This is a genomic window from Gottfriedia acidiceleris (genome assembly GCF_002128425.1).
Taxonomy (GTDB): domain Bacteria; phylum Bacillota; class Bacilli; order Bacillales; family Bacillaceae_G; genus Gottfriedia; species Gottfriedia acidiceleris.
Genome location: NZ_NESS01000008.1, coordinates 138224 through 152844 on the forward strand (window position 1 = coordinate 138224; position 14621 = coordinate 152844).

Here is a 14621-nt window from a genome sequence, read left to right on the forward strand (position 1 = left end):
GTTTGAATGAGGAAGGGAAAATATATGTTGGAGGTGTGTGATGACAAATATTAACGATATTGCAAGATTAGCAGGCGTTTCTGTCTCTACTGTTTCGAGGGTCCTTAACAATTATAAGTACGTTGCTAGTGATAAACGAGAGGCAGTGCTTAAAGTTATTGAAGAAATGAACTATACACCAAATAAAAATGCAATTGATTTAATACGAGGAGAAACAAGGACAATAGGTGTTATTCTCCCATATAACAACAATCCAGCATTTGATCAAATTTTAAACGGTATACTGAACAAGGCATTAGAGAAAGATTTTTTGATAACGGTACTTCCTTCAAACTATCATAAAGAAAAAGAACTAGAGTATTTACAAAAATTAAAAAGCAAGCTGTATGATGGCATCATTATCACTTCACGAGCAAATGATTGGGAGACAATCATTCCGTTTAGCGAATATGGTTCAATCATAGCTTGTGAATATACGCAATACAAGGAAATTGGATGTTCCTATATGGACCGCTATTCTTCGTATGTAGATGCCTTTCAATTATTGAAAAACAAAGGACACGATGTGGTAGCATTCACAACAGCTAGGCTAGAAAGCAACAGCACGAATCAAATGATAGCTGCTTATACAAAGATATTTGGTGAACTTCAACCTGAATACCATCTATCTGAATGCCATTGTTTAGAAGACGGTTATGAAGCAGCAAGAAAATTTCTTGATTTACAAAAAAAGCCAACAGCTATTTATGCAAATGGAGATGAAGTGGCTGGTGGAATGTATATATTCGCAAAATCGCAACAATTGAAAATTCCCACGGATTTAGCAATCATTGGTCAAGAAAATCAACCAATTGGTATCGGTATGGGAATTTCTACAGTGGATCACCAATTAACGAAAGTCGGTGAACAAGCTTGTAGCCTTGTAATAAAGAAATCTAGAGAAAAAGTTAAAATACCTTATCGCATTGTAGAAAGAGATTCTGTTTAAAGCTTCATTATAAGAAAAGGGCAAGTATTTGATAATCAAAGATAAAAAAAATTTAGAAAAATGTGGGGAAAGAAAATGAGTAAAAAATTTATTGTTTTTGACATTGATGGAACATTACTAACAACTGAAATGAAATTTTTAGACAGTACGAAACAAGCTTTGGTTTCTCTTAAAGAAAATGGACATGAGATCGTGATCGCGACAGGAAGAGACTACACTTCTGCAATATCTATCGTCGACGAACTCGAAATTGATACTTATGTTTTATGCAATGGTTCAGTAGGGTATGTCCGTCATGAAATAGCGCATGAGGAAATATTTTCAAAGGAATCTATTATGAAGCTAATTAAAATTGCGAAGGAAAACAATGACCAGATTGTGTTTCAAACATTGAACGGATTAAAAAGACATTTTGAAGTACCAGGAGAGTCATTAACGAAAGCCTACGAAAGTCTAGGGTTGATTATCCCTGACTTTGATGAAATGTATTGGAAAGAAAACTCCATTATTCAAGCAATGCTTTTTTGTAAGACTGAAGATCTTCAAAAATATGATATCCACGAATTCCGATATGTAAGTTGGCATAAATATGGTTCAGATGTCATCCCTAAAGAAGGTTCGAAAGCAAAAACAATTTTGAAAATCGCTAAAGAAAATGGATTTAAGCGAGAAGATATCGTCTTTTTCGGAGATGGAATGAACGACATAGAACTAATGGAAATTTCAGGAATAGGCGTTGCAATGGGGAATGCTGAAACTGCGGTTAAAGAGAAAGCTAATATAATCACAGATAGTTGCAATGAACATGGAATTTATAATGCTCTTAAGAAAATGTTATTAATCTAGCAAGTGAAAGAATAAGATTAACATTGATAAGCATGAACACTTTATGAACTCGGACAAATATTATAATAAAGGCTAAATGTATGATTTTGAGGCCTCTTTTTTTATGTTCTGTGTATTTCTATGTTCATTATCACCCTAGACAAAACGAAGCATTTGTACATCTCATTAAATCAAAAAAAGAGCCTCATAAGAATTTTCACTTATGAGACTTCCTTTTCATTATTTAGGTAATTAAATTTTAATATACACCAACTGCATCAAATGCTTTATTAACAGTTGTTACTTCAGCAGAGCTTGCACCATATAGGTCAGCAGCAGATTGTACAAGTGCTGCACGAGCTTGACTAAATGTCGCTGAAGAAGTCAAGTACACTGTATTTGCACGGTAGAAAATTTTTGCTAGTTTATCATTACCGATACCTGAAACAGTCACACCATAATGAGTTCCACCTACTGCGATTAGGTAAGCTGCTTTGTTAATAATACTGCTATTTGTATGAACTCCTCCATTGTCAGATGTTCCAGTGTAACGTTTTGAGTAGTGATCTGGATCACCATATTTAGTTGGGTCACTCATTGAACGAAGTGAGTCACCTGAAATACCAGGAGTATAAATATCTTCACCAATCTCGTAATCTGGATTGTTATTATTATAGAACTCAATAACAGTTCCAAAAATATCCGAAATAGCTTCGTTTAATGCACCAGATTCATTTTGATAGATTAAGTTTGAGCTTCTTTCTGTAACAGCGTGAGTTAATTCATGAGCTACTACGTCAAGGCCACCTGATAAGTAAGTGAATGTTGATCCATCACCATCACCATAAACCATTTGAGAACCATTCCAAAATGCATTGTTATAACTACGGCTATAATGGACAGTTGATTTTAAAGCAGCACCATTACCATCATATGAATTACGTCCAAAGACAGTTTTATAATAGTCATATGTTTTTCCAGCATAATAATGAGCATCAACTGCTGCAGCTTCACTTGTGCTATTTAGTAGAGTGTCAGAACTTGTCCAAAGCGTACCAGGAAGAGTAGTACGATTAGCCCCATTATATGTGAAAATACCGTTTCCTCTAGTATTGTCTTGTAAATAATAAGTTGAACCAGATAAAGTCATATTTAGTGTTTTTGTATCACCAAGTACGCCTTTTCCTGTTGCCGTTACATTTGTACCAGTAACTGATGGTTTAGCAACTGATGCACCAACAGATTTACTAGGAGATTTACTAGCAGCATGGATGCTGTCCATTGTATCAATACTATTGTATTTATTTAAAATTTTTCCTGTTGAAGCGTCAATGAAATAATTATAGTTTCCAGGTTTTGGAGATAAGAAGTTTAAGTTTACTTGATAAGCATACGTTGCATTATCACCATTTGTATAAACTACTAGTTGAGCTGTAGGGTCTTTTTCATAGTTAGGAGTATAGCCGAGGTCTGCTTCTGCGATTTTAATAGATTTATTTGCGTTAACTTTTTTAGTAGATTTTAGCCCTTTTTTAGTATCTAAGTTTGGAATAACTGTACCAGAGAAAACTTGTAAAGTACCATTATCTCCAACTACTGCCGTTTGAGTTGATCCCCATACAGGAACACCGTTATAAACTTGTTGTAGATGAAGTGCGGTACCATAAGTATCTTTTTTACTCGAATTAACAATGAATGATTCTTCTGAAGACTTCGAACCGAGTTTGAACTTATCTTTGTTAGCATTTACATAAGATAATACAACGCTCTTTGCACTCTTAGTTGATGGTTTTGTCAGCTGTCCTGATATGAACTCAGGTGATCCCACTGTTTTGTTGTACTTGTAATTAGACAATACATTTTTTGGTGCAGCATATGTATTAGTTACTGATAAACTACTTGCCGCCAAACCTACTGATAATCCAACCGCTAAAACTTTTTTGTTCATTAAAAATTCCTCCCCTTGGTTAACAAATGTGGTATTGCGGAATTCATCGTATCATTTACAAAACTAGTTTATCAAACTACAAAATTCGTCATTTTTTGCATTTTGCAAGAAAAAAATAAGCGGAAATATCGAAGGAAAATTTGTTCTGAATATTTAAAATAGTTAAAAAGAATCAATTTTAGTTAAAAATTGGTAAAAAACAATCGAATTATATTAAGAATGTTTATATTTTTGGTTAATATTAACCCAAATAACTGGAGTTTAATGAGAGAAAAAGCAATGATTTTATTATTTTAGTAAATCATTTATTTCGTATTTAATTAAGAGGTACGCACAAACATCAGCAAATTTTAACTTCGACAAATTTAGCAAGCTTAGTGAACAAATTTTATCTGACCTAGAGTTGTTAAAAACTTATTACCAAGAAATATTAAATTTATTAGCAAATGTAGCCTCAAATCAAGATGAGTCCGTAAGTGAATATACTACAGGACAACTATCTACTTATTTTGGTGTAAGTGTTACGACCATAAATAACTGGTTTAACGATGGACGATTTATTAGCTATAAAAGAAAAAAACAAATGAACGAGCTAAGATAAAAGGAAATACTCTTTGGAAAACAAGGGCTGGGAAAGTCTATCCGGTTAAGAAATTGTGATGCTAACGGAAATATTATTATCAAGTATCATTCAGAACCACACCATGATTTAAAATATCAAACTGAAACGGAACCTTTTCATATGCACGTAAAAGTGAATGAATTAGATTTAGCAGCATCCAAAAGACTCCCTCAACCAAAACAATTAAGAGCAATTGATGATATTTTAATTAATATCGTTAATGGAAAACATTTAAATTACGTCTTTATTAAAGAATAATTTGTGACAGCCATAGATAAGTATAAAATCACCATGAAATTACCAAAATAAATAGAAAAAGCTAGTCAAAGGGTGATTAATTTGAGTATCGAATTCCAAGTCGGAAAAGATTACGAAAATGGTTCAATTAAAGACGTTTTACACGATTTAGGTTTTCAAGAAGATGGTAGAGAATTTAAAAAAGACGGAAAGAGATTTAGTTATGAAGGATGCGATAAGTATCAGAGCTATGTCTTTTCTGTGACGATGAATCAATTAAATTAAAGAATTTACTAAAGACCTTCCATTATGGAAAGGTCTTTTGTTTTTTCCTGAAAATTTATGAAATCTAATTGCAGCACTTGAAAACGTAAAAGCAAATGGCACGTAAAATAGTCGATCAATAATAAAAAAAAAGTTTTGATGACTAATTTGGGGAGTGCATTGTACTTTACTTTTTTCTCCTAGTACGAATGAATCTTGAAGTATCAAACAAATAAAACTTTAGAGGTATAATTAGTAAACATGCAAAATAGAATGATAGAAAGAACTAGTCCTAAGTAGGTTTTAATAATAGGACTAGTTCTTTTTACGAAAAAACGTTGTTCTATACAAGTAGGAGGGGCAATTATGAACTTTACAGATTATCTAATAAATGTAAAAAAACTAAATGAAGTAAAAGCGAGTCAATATAATCATAGACTTTCAACTTTAAAAAAATATAGAATTTATAACAATGAAAAAGTATTAAGTGTTCATATGCTAAAGAGGATTAAAAGTCTTTCTAAAGACACAACAAAACAATATTTAAGGACTATTAATTATCATATTGAATTTTTGAATGATAATTATAGGATGTAATAAATGTTCATTACTTCTATACTTAGTTTAATTGCGAAAAATAATGTTTGAAAGGACACTCTATAGGATAAAATCCTGATAGATTGTCTTTTTTTATTGAACAGTTATTGAAGGGAATGAGAGTAAACGTGAAGAATTTTTATAGAGTTAGTATATTATTTTTTGTAATGTTATTAATAATGTCAGGATGTAATGGGACTACAATTAATACGACTAAAAATATAGATGAGACAAAGGTGGCGAAGGATACAATGAACCCTTCTTTTTATGTAGATCCATCAATTGATTTTTCAACTAACCAAATGACTTCAATTATTATTGAATTCAAAACAAAGCCTGCTGTAGTGGCAGTTAAGGAAGCCGAAGCTGTGGGAGAACAACTTTCATTGGAAGAAGCGAAAAAGCAAGTAGAAGAAAGTCATGCAAAATTCCAAGAAGAATTAAAAACTCTTCTAGAGGATCAACATGTACCTTATAAGATTAGACATGTTTACAAGACTGCTCTGAATGGTGTATCAATGGAAATACCCGGAAAAGATATTAAACGATTATCACAATCTACAGTAATTGCAAAAATCTATCCAAACAAAAAAGTTCATATCATGCCTCCAGTTACACCATATAATCAAAAGTAAAATTGAGAAGAAAAAGAAGTTTGTAGGGAGATTTATTAAAAGTAGGGGAATTGGACAAAAAGTGATTTAGTAAAGGAAGGCTATTTTTTAATTTATTGATTTCATTTAGACTACTATAGTGTAGTCTTTTTGTTATTCTATAAATTTTGAATTTTTAATAGTTTTTATTCTACAAAAACAAAATAAATTTGCTATTATGATATAAAAAAGCTAGAAGTGAAGGTGAAACACGATGGAAATTCATTTAGTTGCAAAAGATGAGTTAGAAGCTTCAGGGATTCGGTGGGTCGTGGAATCGCACTTTACTGGTATTAACCTTGTTTCTTGGAAAACGATGGGAGAATTTGAAAAAGCTATTCAAAAACAACAGCCAGACCTTGTAATATTTGATATGGATCATTGGAAAAATGAGAGTGAAAGATTTGGTGAATTAATCCAAAAGTTTTCAATTCGTTGGTTAGGTATTTCATCTGAGCGAATATTTCAAACTGCCTATCTTGCATTACAGTATCGAGCGGAGGATGTATTATTTCGCCCATTTTCTCCTACTGATTTAATTAAGCATATTCAACAATTACGCTATCAAATTCGTAATAATGTAAGTTCCTTTACTAGAAACATAAATGAAGAAATAAGCTCACTTAATATAGATTATCCTGACCTTTTTTTGAATGAACGAATGTATGAAGGTCCAATTACGATGGTTGCATTTTTGACACCAAATTCAGGGACACTTCCTTTTGTCTATAAAGCATTAGAACGAAATCCTTTTACCGGGAAAAATCGTTTATTCGTAGGATCTGACTTTATTTTATGTGTACATGAAGCAGATGAAGAAGTGTTATTGCAGGACGAATATAATGCATTTCTTGCTCGTTGGAAAGAAATGATGGATGAACCACTTGCAATCGTAATGAAAGTAGGATCTATGGAAGAAACATTAAAAGATATTTTTGAACAAACACTTCAGCTAACACGAAGAATCTTCTTTGAAGGTTATGATATTATTTTGGCTGAAAATGAACCAATGCCATATCAAGAAAAGGATCCATTCCTTACACCTCTTGAGCAACGCCACTGGATTGAAATGCTAGAAAGAAGAGATGCAAAAGCAATTCGAGACTGGATGGAACGGGAATTTTTAACCTTTCAGCAGCCTTACCCAGATCCAGAAATTGTTCGAATCCGATTAACAAGTGTACTTGCACAAATAAGAAGATATATGAAGTCTAATAATCTTCAAAATGCATTATGGGAAGGTACTTATTATGATATTTTCCAAAAAATTGTACATGGACCGATCATTTATCAAATTGTTCAAGAATTGCTTGATTTTACAACAAATCTATTGCTACAAGGGCATGATTCACAGAAAGAAGGCCATCGTACATTAGTTGAGAAAACAAGAGAGTTAATTGAATCAAATTATTGGGATGCCGGATGGAGTTTAACGGAATGTGCTGATGCACTTCGGATTAATAAAAGTACACTAAGCCGTCGCTTTGCGGCCGAATCAAATCAATCGTTTAGAGAGACGCTCCATGAAGTGCGAATTAGAGAAGCAAAACGATTATTAGATGAAACAGACATACCACTAGATGAAATTTCAAGATTAATTGGTTATTCTCATCAATCATATTTTAATGCAAAGTTCAAACAGCTTGAGGGGTGTACTCCTTTAGTTTATCGATCTGGGTTGTAGGAAGTGGTTTCAAACGCTAATGTATTCCATCAAATGACTGCTATTTCTATAGTAGTCATTTTTGATATTAGTAATAATGTAACTGTCATAAAATTAAGTTTGTTAAACAACATAGAATAGCGGATTATCAATTAAGGAGTTTAAAGATGCTTTAAAAAATGATGGTAACTTACAAGGTTATTTATTTTAGTGTAATTGCAGCAAAAAGCATCGTCTTCATATTGATGGATCATAATTACCTTTTTTCTATTGACTAATTATTATAAAATGAAATTTTATGTAGATTAAAAAAATGAAAGGGGTTGCAATTATGAACGAATGGAACAAATTACTATTAGTTGGGGAACAAGATGGCGTAAAAGGAGATTTTAATACATTAATTTCAATGATGAATTATGTAAGATTTACAACTCTGGAAGCTATTAAAGATATTACAGTAGAGGAGTTAGATTATTTGCACACTCCAACAGGTAATTCAATTGGAATGTTACTAACTCATATGGCAGGAGTTGAGTATTGGTATCAACGTAATACATTTGAAAATCGAGATTTAAATTCAGAAGAAGAAGAGAAATGGTTACCTGGATTAGATTTAGATGATTACGCTAGAGAGACAATTAAAGGTAATGATGCCAACTATTATATAAATCTTTTAAATACAATTCGAGAAGATACATATGCAAAATTTAATACACTTTCAGATGAGTGGTTATATGAGCAGACAGAGTTTGGAAGAGCAAAAGCCACAAACTATTTTAAATGGTTTCATGTGTTTGAAGACGAAATTAATCACCGAGGACAAATAAGAATGATTCGTAAATTATATAAAAATGCTTAAAAATAGCCTGTATTGTTGATTAATTAATAATCAATGATACAGGCTAAATTTTTAGATTTTTCTCTACTATTCTCTCATATTAACTATTACAGATCATTAATACATTTCCATCCAAATCTTCAAAGTTAAAATAAGCAAATTCTCCAATACGTTCAATTTCTTTTACGATTGTAATATTATTTTCTTTCATAAAGTTATAAGCCGCGTCTATGTCTTTGGAATAGAAATTAAATATTACATTTTTTGAAGGTTCGAACTTAAAATTAGGATCAAAAGTATGATCATCTAATGTAAGTCCAGTTGTACCTGTTACTGGGATATTGAATACAGGGGATTCAATCTGGCTACTATCTACCGTAATACTAAGGAGTTTACAGTACCAATTAACTGATTCTTTTAAATCCTTAACATGAATAAAAACCGAGTTAACTTTGTTTGCAATTGGGGAAACAGTTGATTTCATTACGATTCCGCCTTTCGATTTAATCAATTTATAATTTCAACATTATTTATGTTAAACCTCTTTTATATTCATAGTTTCTTTTAAAATAATCAAATTAATTAATAGAATTTGAAATAATTTATAAAAATACAAATCAAAGTTAAGTGTGTTGAAATAAATTATAAAATAATCATCATTTTATAATAAAATATCGGAAAATTCGTGTTAGACTGAAAATATCACAACTAGGGGGTAATAATTTATGAATACGGTTACAGTCGATAAAGTAGTTAGATATAGAGGTACAGAATTAAATACAAAAGGCTGGCAACAAGAAGCAGTTCTTCGTATGTTAATGAATAATTTAGATCCAGATGTAGCGGAGCGTCCAGAGGATCTTGTTGTATATGGTGGAATTGGTAAAGCAGCACGTAACTGGGAGTGCTTCGATGCGATTGTTGAATCATTAAAGAAATTAGAAAATGATGAAACTTTATTAGTTCAATCCGGTAAACCAGTAGCAATTTTTAAATCTCATACTGATGCACCACGTGTTTTAATTGCCAACTCAAATCTAGTACCTGCTTTTGCTAACTGGGATACTTTCCACGAATTAGATAAAAAAGGTTTAATGATGTACGGTCAAATGACAGCTGGTAGCTGGATTTATATCGGTTCTCAAGGTATTGTTCAAGGAACTTATGAAACATTTGCTGAATTAGCAAAACAACATTTCAATGGCACACTTACAGGTACAATTACTGTTACTGCTGGTCTTGGTGGAATGGGTGGAGCTCAACCACTTGCTGTTACAATGAATGGTGGAGTTTGTATCGGTATCGATGTAGATGAAACAAGAATCGATCGTCGTATCGAAACTAGATATACAGATGTGAAAACAGATTCATTAGATGAGGCAATTCGTCTTGCTGAAGAAGCGAAAAAAGAAGGTAAAGCATTATCAATCGGTCTAATCGGAAATGCATCTGATATTTTACCAGAAATGATTGCTAGAAATTTTATTCCAGAAGTATTAACTGACCAAACATCAGCGCACGATCCATTAAACGGTTATACTCCATCAGGAATGTCTTTAGAAGAAGCTGCAGAATTAAGAGCTTCAAACCCAGAATTATATGTTGTTCGTTCTAAAGCTTCAATGGCAACTCACGTAAAAGCAATGCTTGAAATGATGGAAAAAGGATCTGTGACTTTTGATTACGGTAATAATATCCGTCAAGTTGCGAAGGATGAAGGGGTAGAAAATGCATTTGACTTCCCAGGATTCGTTCCAGCATATATCCGTCCACAATTTTGTGAAGGTAAAGGTCCTTTCCGTTGGGTAGCATTATCAGGTGATCCTGAGGACATTTATAAAACTGACCAAGCTATTTTACGTGAATTTGCTGATAATGAGCATTTATGTAACTGGATTCGCATGGCTCAGGAAAAAGTTGAATTCCAGGGCTTACCTTCTCGTATTTGCTGGTTAGGCTATGGCGAGCGTGCTCGTTTCGGTAAAATTTTAAATGATATGGTTGCAAGTGGCGAATTAAAAGCTCCAATCGTAATTGGACGTGATCACTTAGATTCAGGTTCTGTAGCATCTCCAAACCGTGAAACTGAAAGCATGATGGATGGATCAGATGCAGTAGCAGACTGGCCGATCTTAAATGCAATGATTAACGCAGTAGGTGGAGCTACTTGGGTATCAGTTCACCACGGTGGTGGAGTAGGTATGGGTTACTCATTACACGCTGGTGTAGTAATTGTTGCAGATGGTACAAAAGAAGCAGAAGCGCGTATTGAACGCGTATTAACAACTGACCCTGGAATGGGTGTAGTTCGTCACGCTGATGCGGGTTATGAGCTAGCTAAACAAACTGCTCGTGAAAGAGGAGTAAATATTCCAATGCTTGATAAAGGGACTGATAAGTAATGACAAAACCAATTTGGATTAAAAATGCAGCTCAATTAGCAACGCTTGATTCTGAAGTTAAAGGACCTCGTTCAAAGGAAGCAATGTCAGTCCTTGGTTTAATTGAAGACGGTAGCTTATGGATTGAAGATGGAGTAATCAAAGCTGTTGGTACAACAAAAGAAATTCAAGATCGCTATGCAGAAAAAATTCATGAAGCAGAAGTAGTTGATGCAACAAATCATCTAGTTACGCCTGGTCTAGTAGATCCACATACACATGTTGTGTATGGTGGAAGCCGTGAACGTGAATTTGAAATGCGTCTTGAAGGTGCAACATATATGGATATTATGAATTCAGGTGGCGGAATTCATGCGACTGCCCGCATGACTCGTGAAGCGACTGAAGAAGAATTAATGGAACAAACTATGAAACGTCTAGATTCATTCATTGCACACGGTGTAACAACTGTAGAAAGTAAAAGCGGTTATGGAATGGATTTAGAAACAGAATTGAAACAGTTAAGAGTAATGAAAAAATTAAAGGAAAAGCATGCAGTTGAATTAGTTCCTACTTTTATGGGTGCTCATGCAGTGCCGAAAGAGTTTAAAGGAAGAGAAGACGAATTCGTTGATCACTTAATTAACGACATGCTTCCAATAATAGCAGAAGAAAAATTAGCTGAGTTTAATGATGTATTCTGTGAAAAAGGTGTATTTACGCCAGAACAATCAGAGCGAATTTTAGAAGCAGGAAAAAAATATGATCTAATTCCAAAAATTCATGCTGATGAGATTGAACCGTATGGTGGAGCGGAATTAGCAGCAAAAGTTGGGGCTATTTCAGCAGAGCATTTATTAAAAGCTTCTGATGAAGGTATATCTGCAATGGCTAAATCAGGTACAATTGCTTGTCTTTTACCTGCAACAGCACTTTATTTACGTGAAGATGCTGCAAAAGGAAGAAAAATGATTGATGAAGGAGTAGCTGTAGCAATTTCAACTGACTGTAATCCAGGTTCTTCACCAACAACTTCTATGCCGCTTGTAATGAATTTAGCTTGTATTTCGATGAGACTTACTCCAGCTGAAAGCTTAACAGCAGCAACATACAACGCTGCATGTGCAATTAATCGCCAAGATCAAATCGGTTCACTTGAAGTTGGAAAGCAAGCAGATATCGTATTATGGAATGTAAAAAACTATCAAGAATTACAATATTTATTTGGTGTTAACCATGTGAAATCTGTATGGAAAAAAGGTATTAAAATTGTTTAATTAGTAGCAAAAAATGATAAATCATGGGGGTCCCTTCTGATAAAAATTAAATAGGAGGAACTAGCTTTAATGAAAAATAATTATAGATTCTTTATCATTTTTATGATCATTATGATTACGATTGTTAATTACATCGACCGAGGTGCAATCTCATATGCACAGGCAGAGATCATTAAAGAATTTGGATTAAGTCCTGTAAGTTGGGGTGAAATCTTAGGTTACTTTGGATATGGTTATATATTCGGAGCATTATTTGGTGGAGCTTTCGCCGATAAAAAAGGACCTAAATTTATGTGGTTACTTGCGGCAACTGCCTGGTCAATTTTTGAATTAGGTACTGTATTTGCTGGTAATTTAGGTGCAACTTTATTTGGTGGATCAGCTTTAGCTGGATTTGCAGTTTTCAGAGTATTATTTGGATTTGCAGAAGGACCTACCCTCTCAACAATGAATAAAACGATGGCTAACTGGGTTTCTCCGAAAGAAAGAGGGTTTGCAGTTGCGCTTGGTTTAGTAGGGACACCAGTAGGAGCACTGATCACTGCACCAATCGTAGTTGCTCTATTATCAGTTGCAAGTTGGAAACTGACATTTATTATTCTTGGGGTAGTTGGTTTAATTTGGGCATTTATTTGGTCTAAAGTATTTACAAACCTACCAGAAGAAAATCCAAACGTTACTAAACAAGAACTTGAGATAATCCGTTTGAATAATCCGGTTAGTGGAAAAAGTGAAGAAGAATCTACACCATGGTACTATTTTTTCAAAAATCCTACTCTAGTAATGAATGCAATTGGTTATTTTGCCTTTTTATATGTAAATATATTATTACTTACTTGGACGCCAAAATATTTACAAGATGAATTCGGTTTTTCATTAGCATCACTAGGAATCGTTGGAATGATTCCATGGATTGGAGCCATTTTTACAGGATTACTTGGAGGGAAAATATCAGATTCACTACTTAGAAAAACAGGGAATTTACGTATTGCTAGATCTTGGTTCACAGTTATTTCATTATTCTTTACAGCAATTTGTTTCATGCTAATTCCAACAGTTCAAAGTGCTACAGTAGTCTTAATCTTAATGTGTATTGGTAATGCATTTAACTATTTACCAAACTCAATTTATTGGACAGTAGTATTAGATACAGAACCAAAAAAAGCTGGAACATTTGGTGGAGTAACACATTTTATTGCAAATCTAGCTACAATTATTGCGCCAACCTTAACAGGTAGCTTAGTTGCAAAACATGGATACAGCGCAATGTTTATCGCAGCATCAATTGCCGTAACATTAGGAATGGTTGCAATGATCTTTGTTAAACCAGGTAAACGAGCAAAAACAGCTAGACCTTCGAATGATCTTGCTGGGTAATAACTTTTAAAAAGAGAAATTGTTTCGGCAATTTCTCTTTTTTGTTTTTTATTTTTTAATACGAATAGAAACTTAATTAGACTTGACATGCAACCTATTGGTTGCTTAATATTTAAGTATTGAGGAGGTTGAGTAAGATCGATCAGGTTTTTAAAGCCCTTGCGGATTCAAGTCGTCGAAAACTTCTTGATAAGCTTTTTATGAAAAACGGGCAAACATTAAGCGAATTATGTCAACATCTTGAAATGAGTAGACAAGCAGTAACCAAGCACCTAGTAATACTAGAAGAAGCAAATCTTGTTGTAGTTGAATGGCACGGTCGGAATAAACTTCATTATCTTAATCCTGTGCCAATTAATGAGATTTCTAAACGATGGATTAACAAGTACGAAAAAAATCATTTAGAAGCGCTTAGTGAATTAAAAGATAAACTTGAGGAGGGAAATAAATAATGAATAAACCACAATTTGTTTATGTTACATACATTGCAACTACACCTGAAAAACTTTGGGAAGCATTAACAAGTACTCAATTTACTGAAAAATACTTTTTCGGAACTGCAATTGAATCTGATTGGCAAGTAGGGTCAACAGTTTCTTATTTACGAAATGGAGAGGTTACTGATTATGGTACGATATTAAAATGTGAGCCAAATCACTTACTTTCATTTACTTGGAATCACACAAATGATCCGACGAATCGAAATGAACCCTCAATAGTTACTTTTGAATTGAAGGGGTTAGAATCGACAGTTAAATTAACACTTAAACATGAAAATCTTGAGCCTACTGATTTAGTGGAAAAAGACGATACGTTTGAAGGACTAAACAACGGCTGGCCAGCAATTTTAAGCAATTTAAAAAGCTTGCTTGAAACAGGTAATACATTGCCACCTATTTCTATTTAATATTATTGACATATAAGAGCTCAGTACACAAGGAATATATTGCC

Annotated in this window: 16 protein-coding genes; 14 read left to right on the plus strand and 2 right to left on the minus strand. The window is 33.4% G+C overall.

Annotation, left to right across the window (positions count from 1 at the left end; all coding sequences use genetic code 11):
* The first annotated feature begins 40 nt into the window (after positions 1–40).
* Together B6K90_RS15960 and B6K90_RS15965 are read left to right on the plus strand one after the other, a co-directional pair.
* Positions 41–988 (plus strand): LacI family DNA-binding transcriptional regulator, encoded by a 948-nt coding sequence (locus B6K90_RS15960; protein ID WP_088013755.1) that lies wholly within the window; start codon positions 41–43, stop codon positions 986–988.
* 75 nt (positions 989–1063) lie between these two features.
* A complete protein-coding gene (locus B6K90_RS15965; RefSeq protein WP_088013756.1) occupies positions 1064–1834 on the plus strand; it encodes a Cof-type HAD-IIB family hydrolase in 771 nt (256 codons plus the stop codon).
* 238 nt (positions 1835–2072) lie between these two features.
* Here B6K90_RS15965 and B6K90_RS15970 read toward each other — a convergent pair whose 3' ends face one another.
* The gene (locus B6K90_RS15970) at positions 2073–3761 is read right to left on the minus strand and encodes a M4 family metallopeptidase (RefSeq protein WP_088013757.1); all 1689 of its coding nucleotides are present in this window, start codon (positions 3759–3761) and stop codon (positions 2073–2075) included.
* A gap of 403 nt (positions 3762–4164) precedes the next feature.
* Here B6K90_RS15970 and B6K90_RS23455 point away from each other — a divergent pair, with 403 nt between their 5' ends.
* The 7 genes from B6K90_RS23455 to B6K90_RS16000 all read left to right on the plus strand — a co-directional run bounded on the left by B6K90_RS23455 (position 4165) and on the right by B6K90_RS16000 (position 8656).
* Entirely contained in the window at positions 4165–4362 is a 198-nt protein-coding gene (locus B6K90_RS23455; protein ID WP_139840744.1) for a MerR family transcriptional regulator, read from the plus strand.
* A gap of 72 nt (positions 4363–4434) precedes the next feature.
* A complete protein-coding gene (locus tag B6K90_RS23790; protein WP_268875908.1) occupies positions 4435–4641 on the plus strand; it encodes a toxin-antitoxin system TumE family protein in 207 nt (68 codons plus the stop codon).
* 81 nt (positions 4642–4722) lie between these two features.
* Positions 4723–4905, plus strand: coding sequence for a hypothetical protein (locus B6K90_RS15975; protein ID WP_088013758.1), 183 nt, complete (start codon positions 4723–4725; stop codon positions 4903–4905).
* Positions 4906–5250: 345 nt separating this feature from the next.
* On the plus strand, positions 5251–5481 hold the full coding sequence (locus B6K90_RS15985; protein ID WP_069035062.1) for a hypothetical protein: 231 nt from the start codon (positions 5251–5253) through the stop codon (positions 5479–5481).
* 128 nt (positions 5482–5609) lie between these two features.
* Positions 5610–6116 (plus strand): protease inhibitor I9 family protein, encoded by a 507-nt coding sequence (locus tag B6K90_RS15990; RefSeq protein ID WP_235821821.1) that lies wholly within the window; start codon positions 5610–5612, stop codon positions 6114–6116.
* 232 nt (positions 6117–6348) lie between these two features.
* Positions 6349–7818, plus strand: a complete 1470-nt coding sequence (locus B6K90_RS15995) for a response regulator transcription factor (RefSeq protein ID WP_088013761.1) — start codon at positions 6349–6351, stop codon at positions 7816–7818.
* A 310-nt stretch (positions 7819–8128) separates the two neighbouring features.
* Positions 8129–8656, plus strand: a complete 528-nt coding sequence (locus tag B6K90_RS16000; RefSeq protein ID WP_088013762.1) for a DinB family protein — start codon at positions 8129–8131, stop codon at positions 8654–8656.
* A gap of 79 nt (positions 8657–8735) precedes the next feature.
* On the opposite strand, the gene B6K90_RS16005 is transcribed toward B6K90_RS16000, so the two are convergent.
* Positions 8736–9119, minus strand: coding sequence for a VOC family protein (locus tag B6K90_RS16005; RefSeq protein ID WP_088013763.1), 384 nt, complete (start codon positions 9117–9119; stop codon positions 8736–8738).
* Between the two features lie 241 nt (positions 9120–9360).
* On the opposite strand from B6K90_RS16005, the gene hutU reads away from it, so the two are divergent.
* The 5 genes from hutU (at position 9361) to B6K90_RS16030 (ending at position 14577) form a co-directional block, all read left to right on the plus strand.
* Complete coding sequence (hutU, locus tag B6K90_RS16010) at positions 9361–11037, plus strand: urocanate hydratase (RefSeq protein ID WP_088013764.1); 1677 nt, start codon at positions 9361–9363, stop codon at positions 11035–11037.
* Positions 11037–12293, plus strand: coding sequence for an imidazolonepropionase (hutI, locus tag B6K90_RS16015; RefSeq protein ID WP_088013765.1), 1257 nt, complete (start codon positions 11037–11039; stop codon positions 12291–12293). The genes hutU and hutI overlap by 1 nt, the downstream gene beginning before the upstream one ends.
* Positions 12294–12362: 69 nt before the next feature.
* Entirely contained in the window at positions 12363–13670 is a 1308-nt protein-coding gene (locus B6K90_RS16020; protein WP_088013766.1) for an MFS transporter, read from the plus strand.
* 128 nt (positions 13671–13798) lie between these two features.
* Positions 13799–14122, plus strand: coding sequence for an ArsR/SmtB family transcription factor (locus B6K90_RS16025; protein WP_212667549.1), 324 nt, complete (start codon positions 13799–13801; stop codon positions 14120–14122).
* Positions 14122–14577 carry an SRPBCC family protein gene (locus B6K90_RS16030; protein WP_088013767.1) on the plus strand — a complete coding sequence of 152 codons (456 nt, stop codon included), beginning with the start codon at positions 14122–14124 and terminating at the stop codon, positions 14575–14577. Before B6K90_RS16025 ends, B6K90_RS16030 begins: the two co-directional genes overlap by 1 nt.
* Positions 14578–14621: the final 44 nt, after the last annotated feature.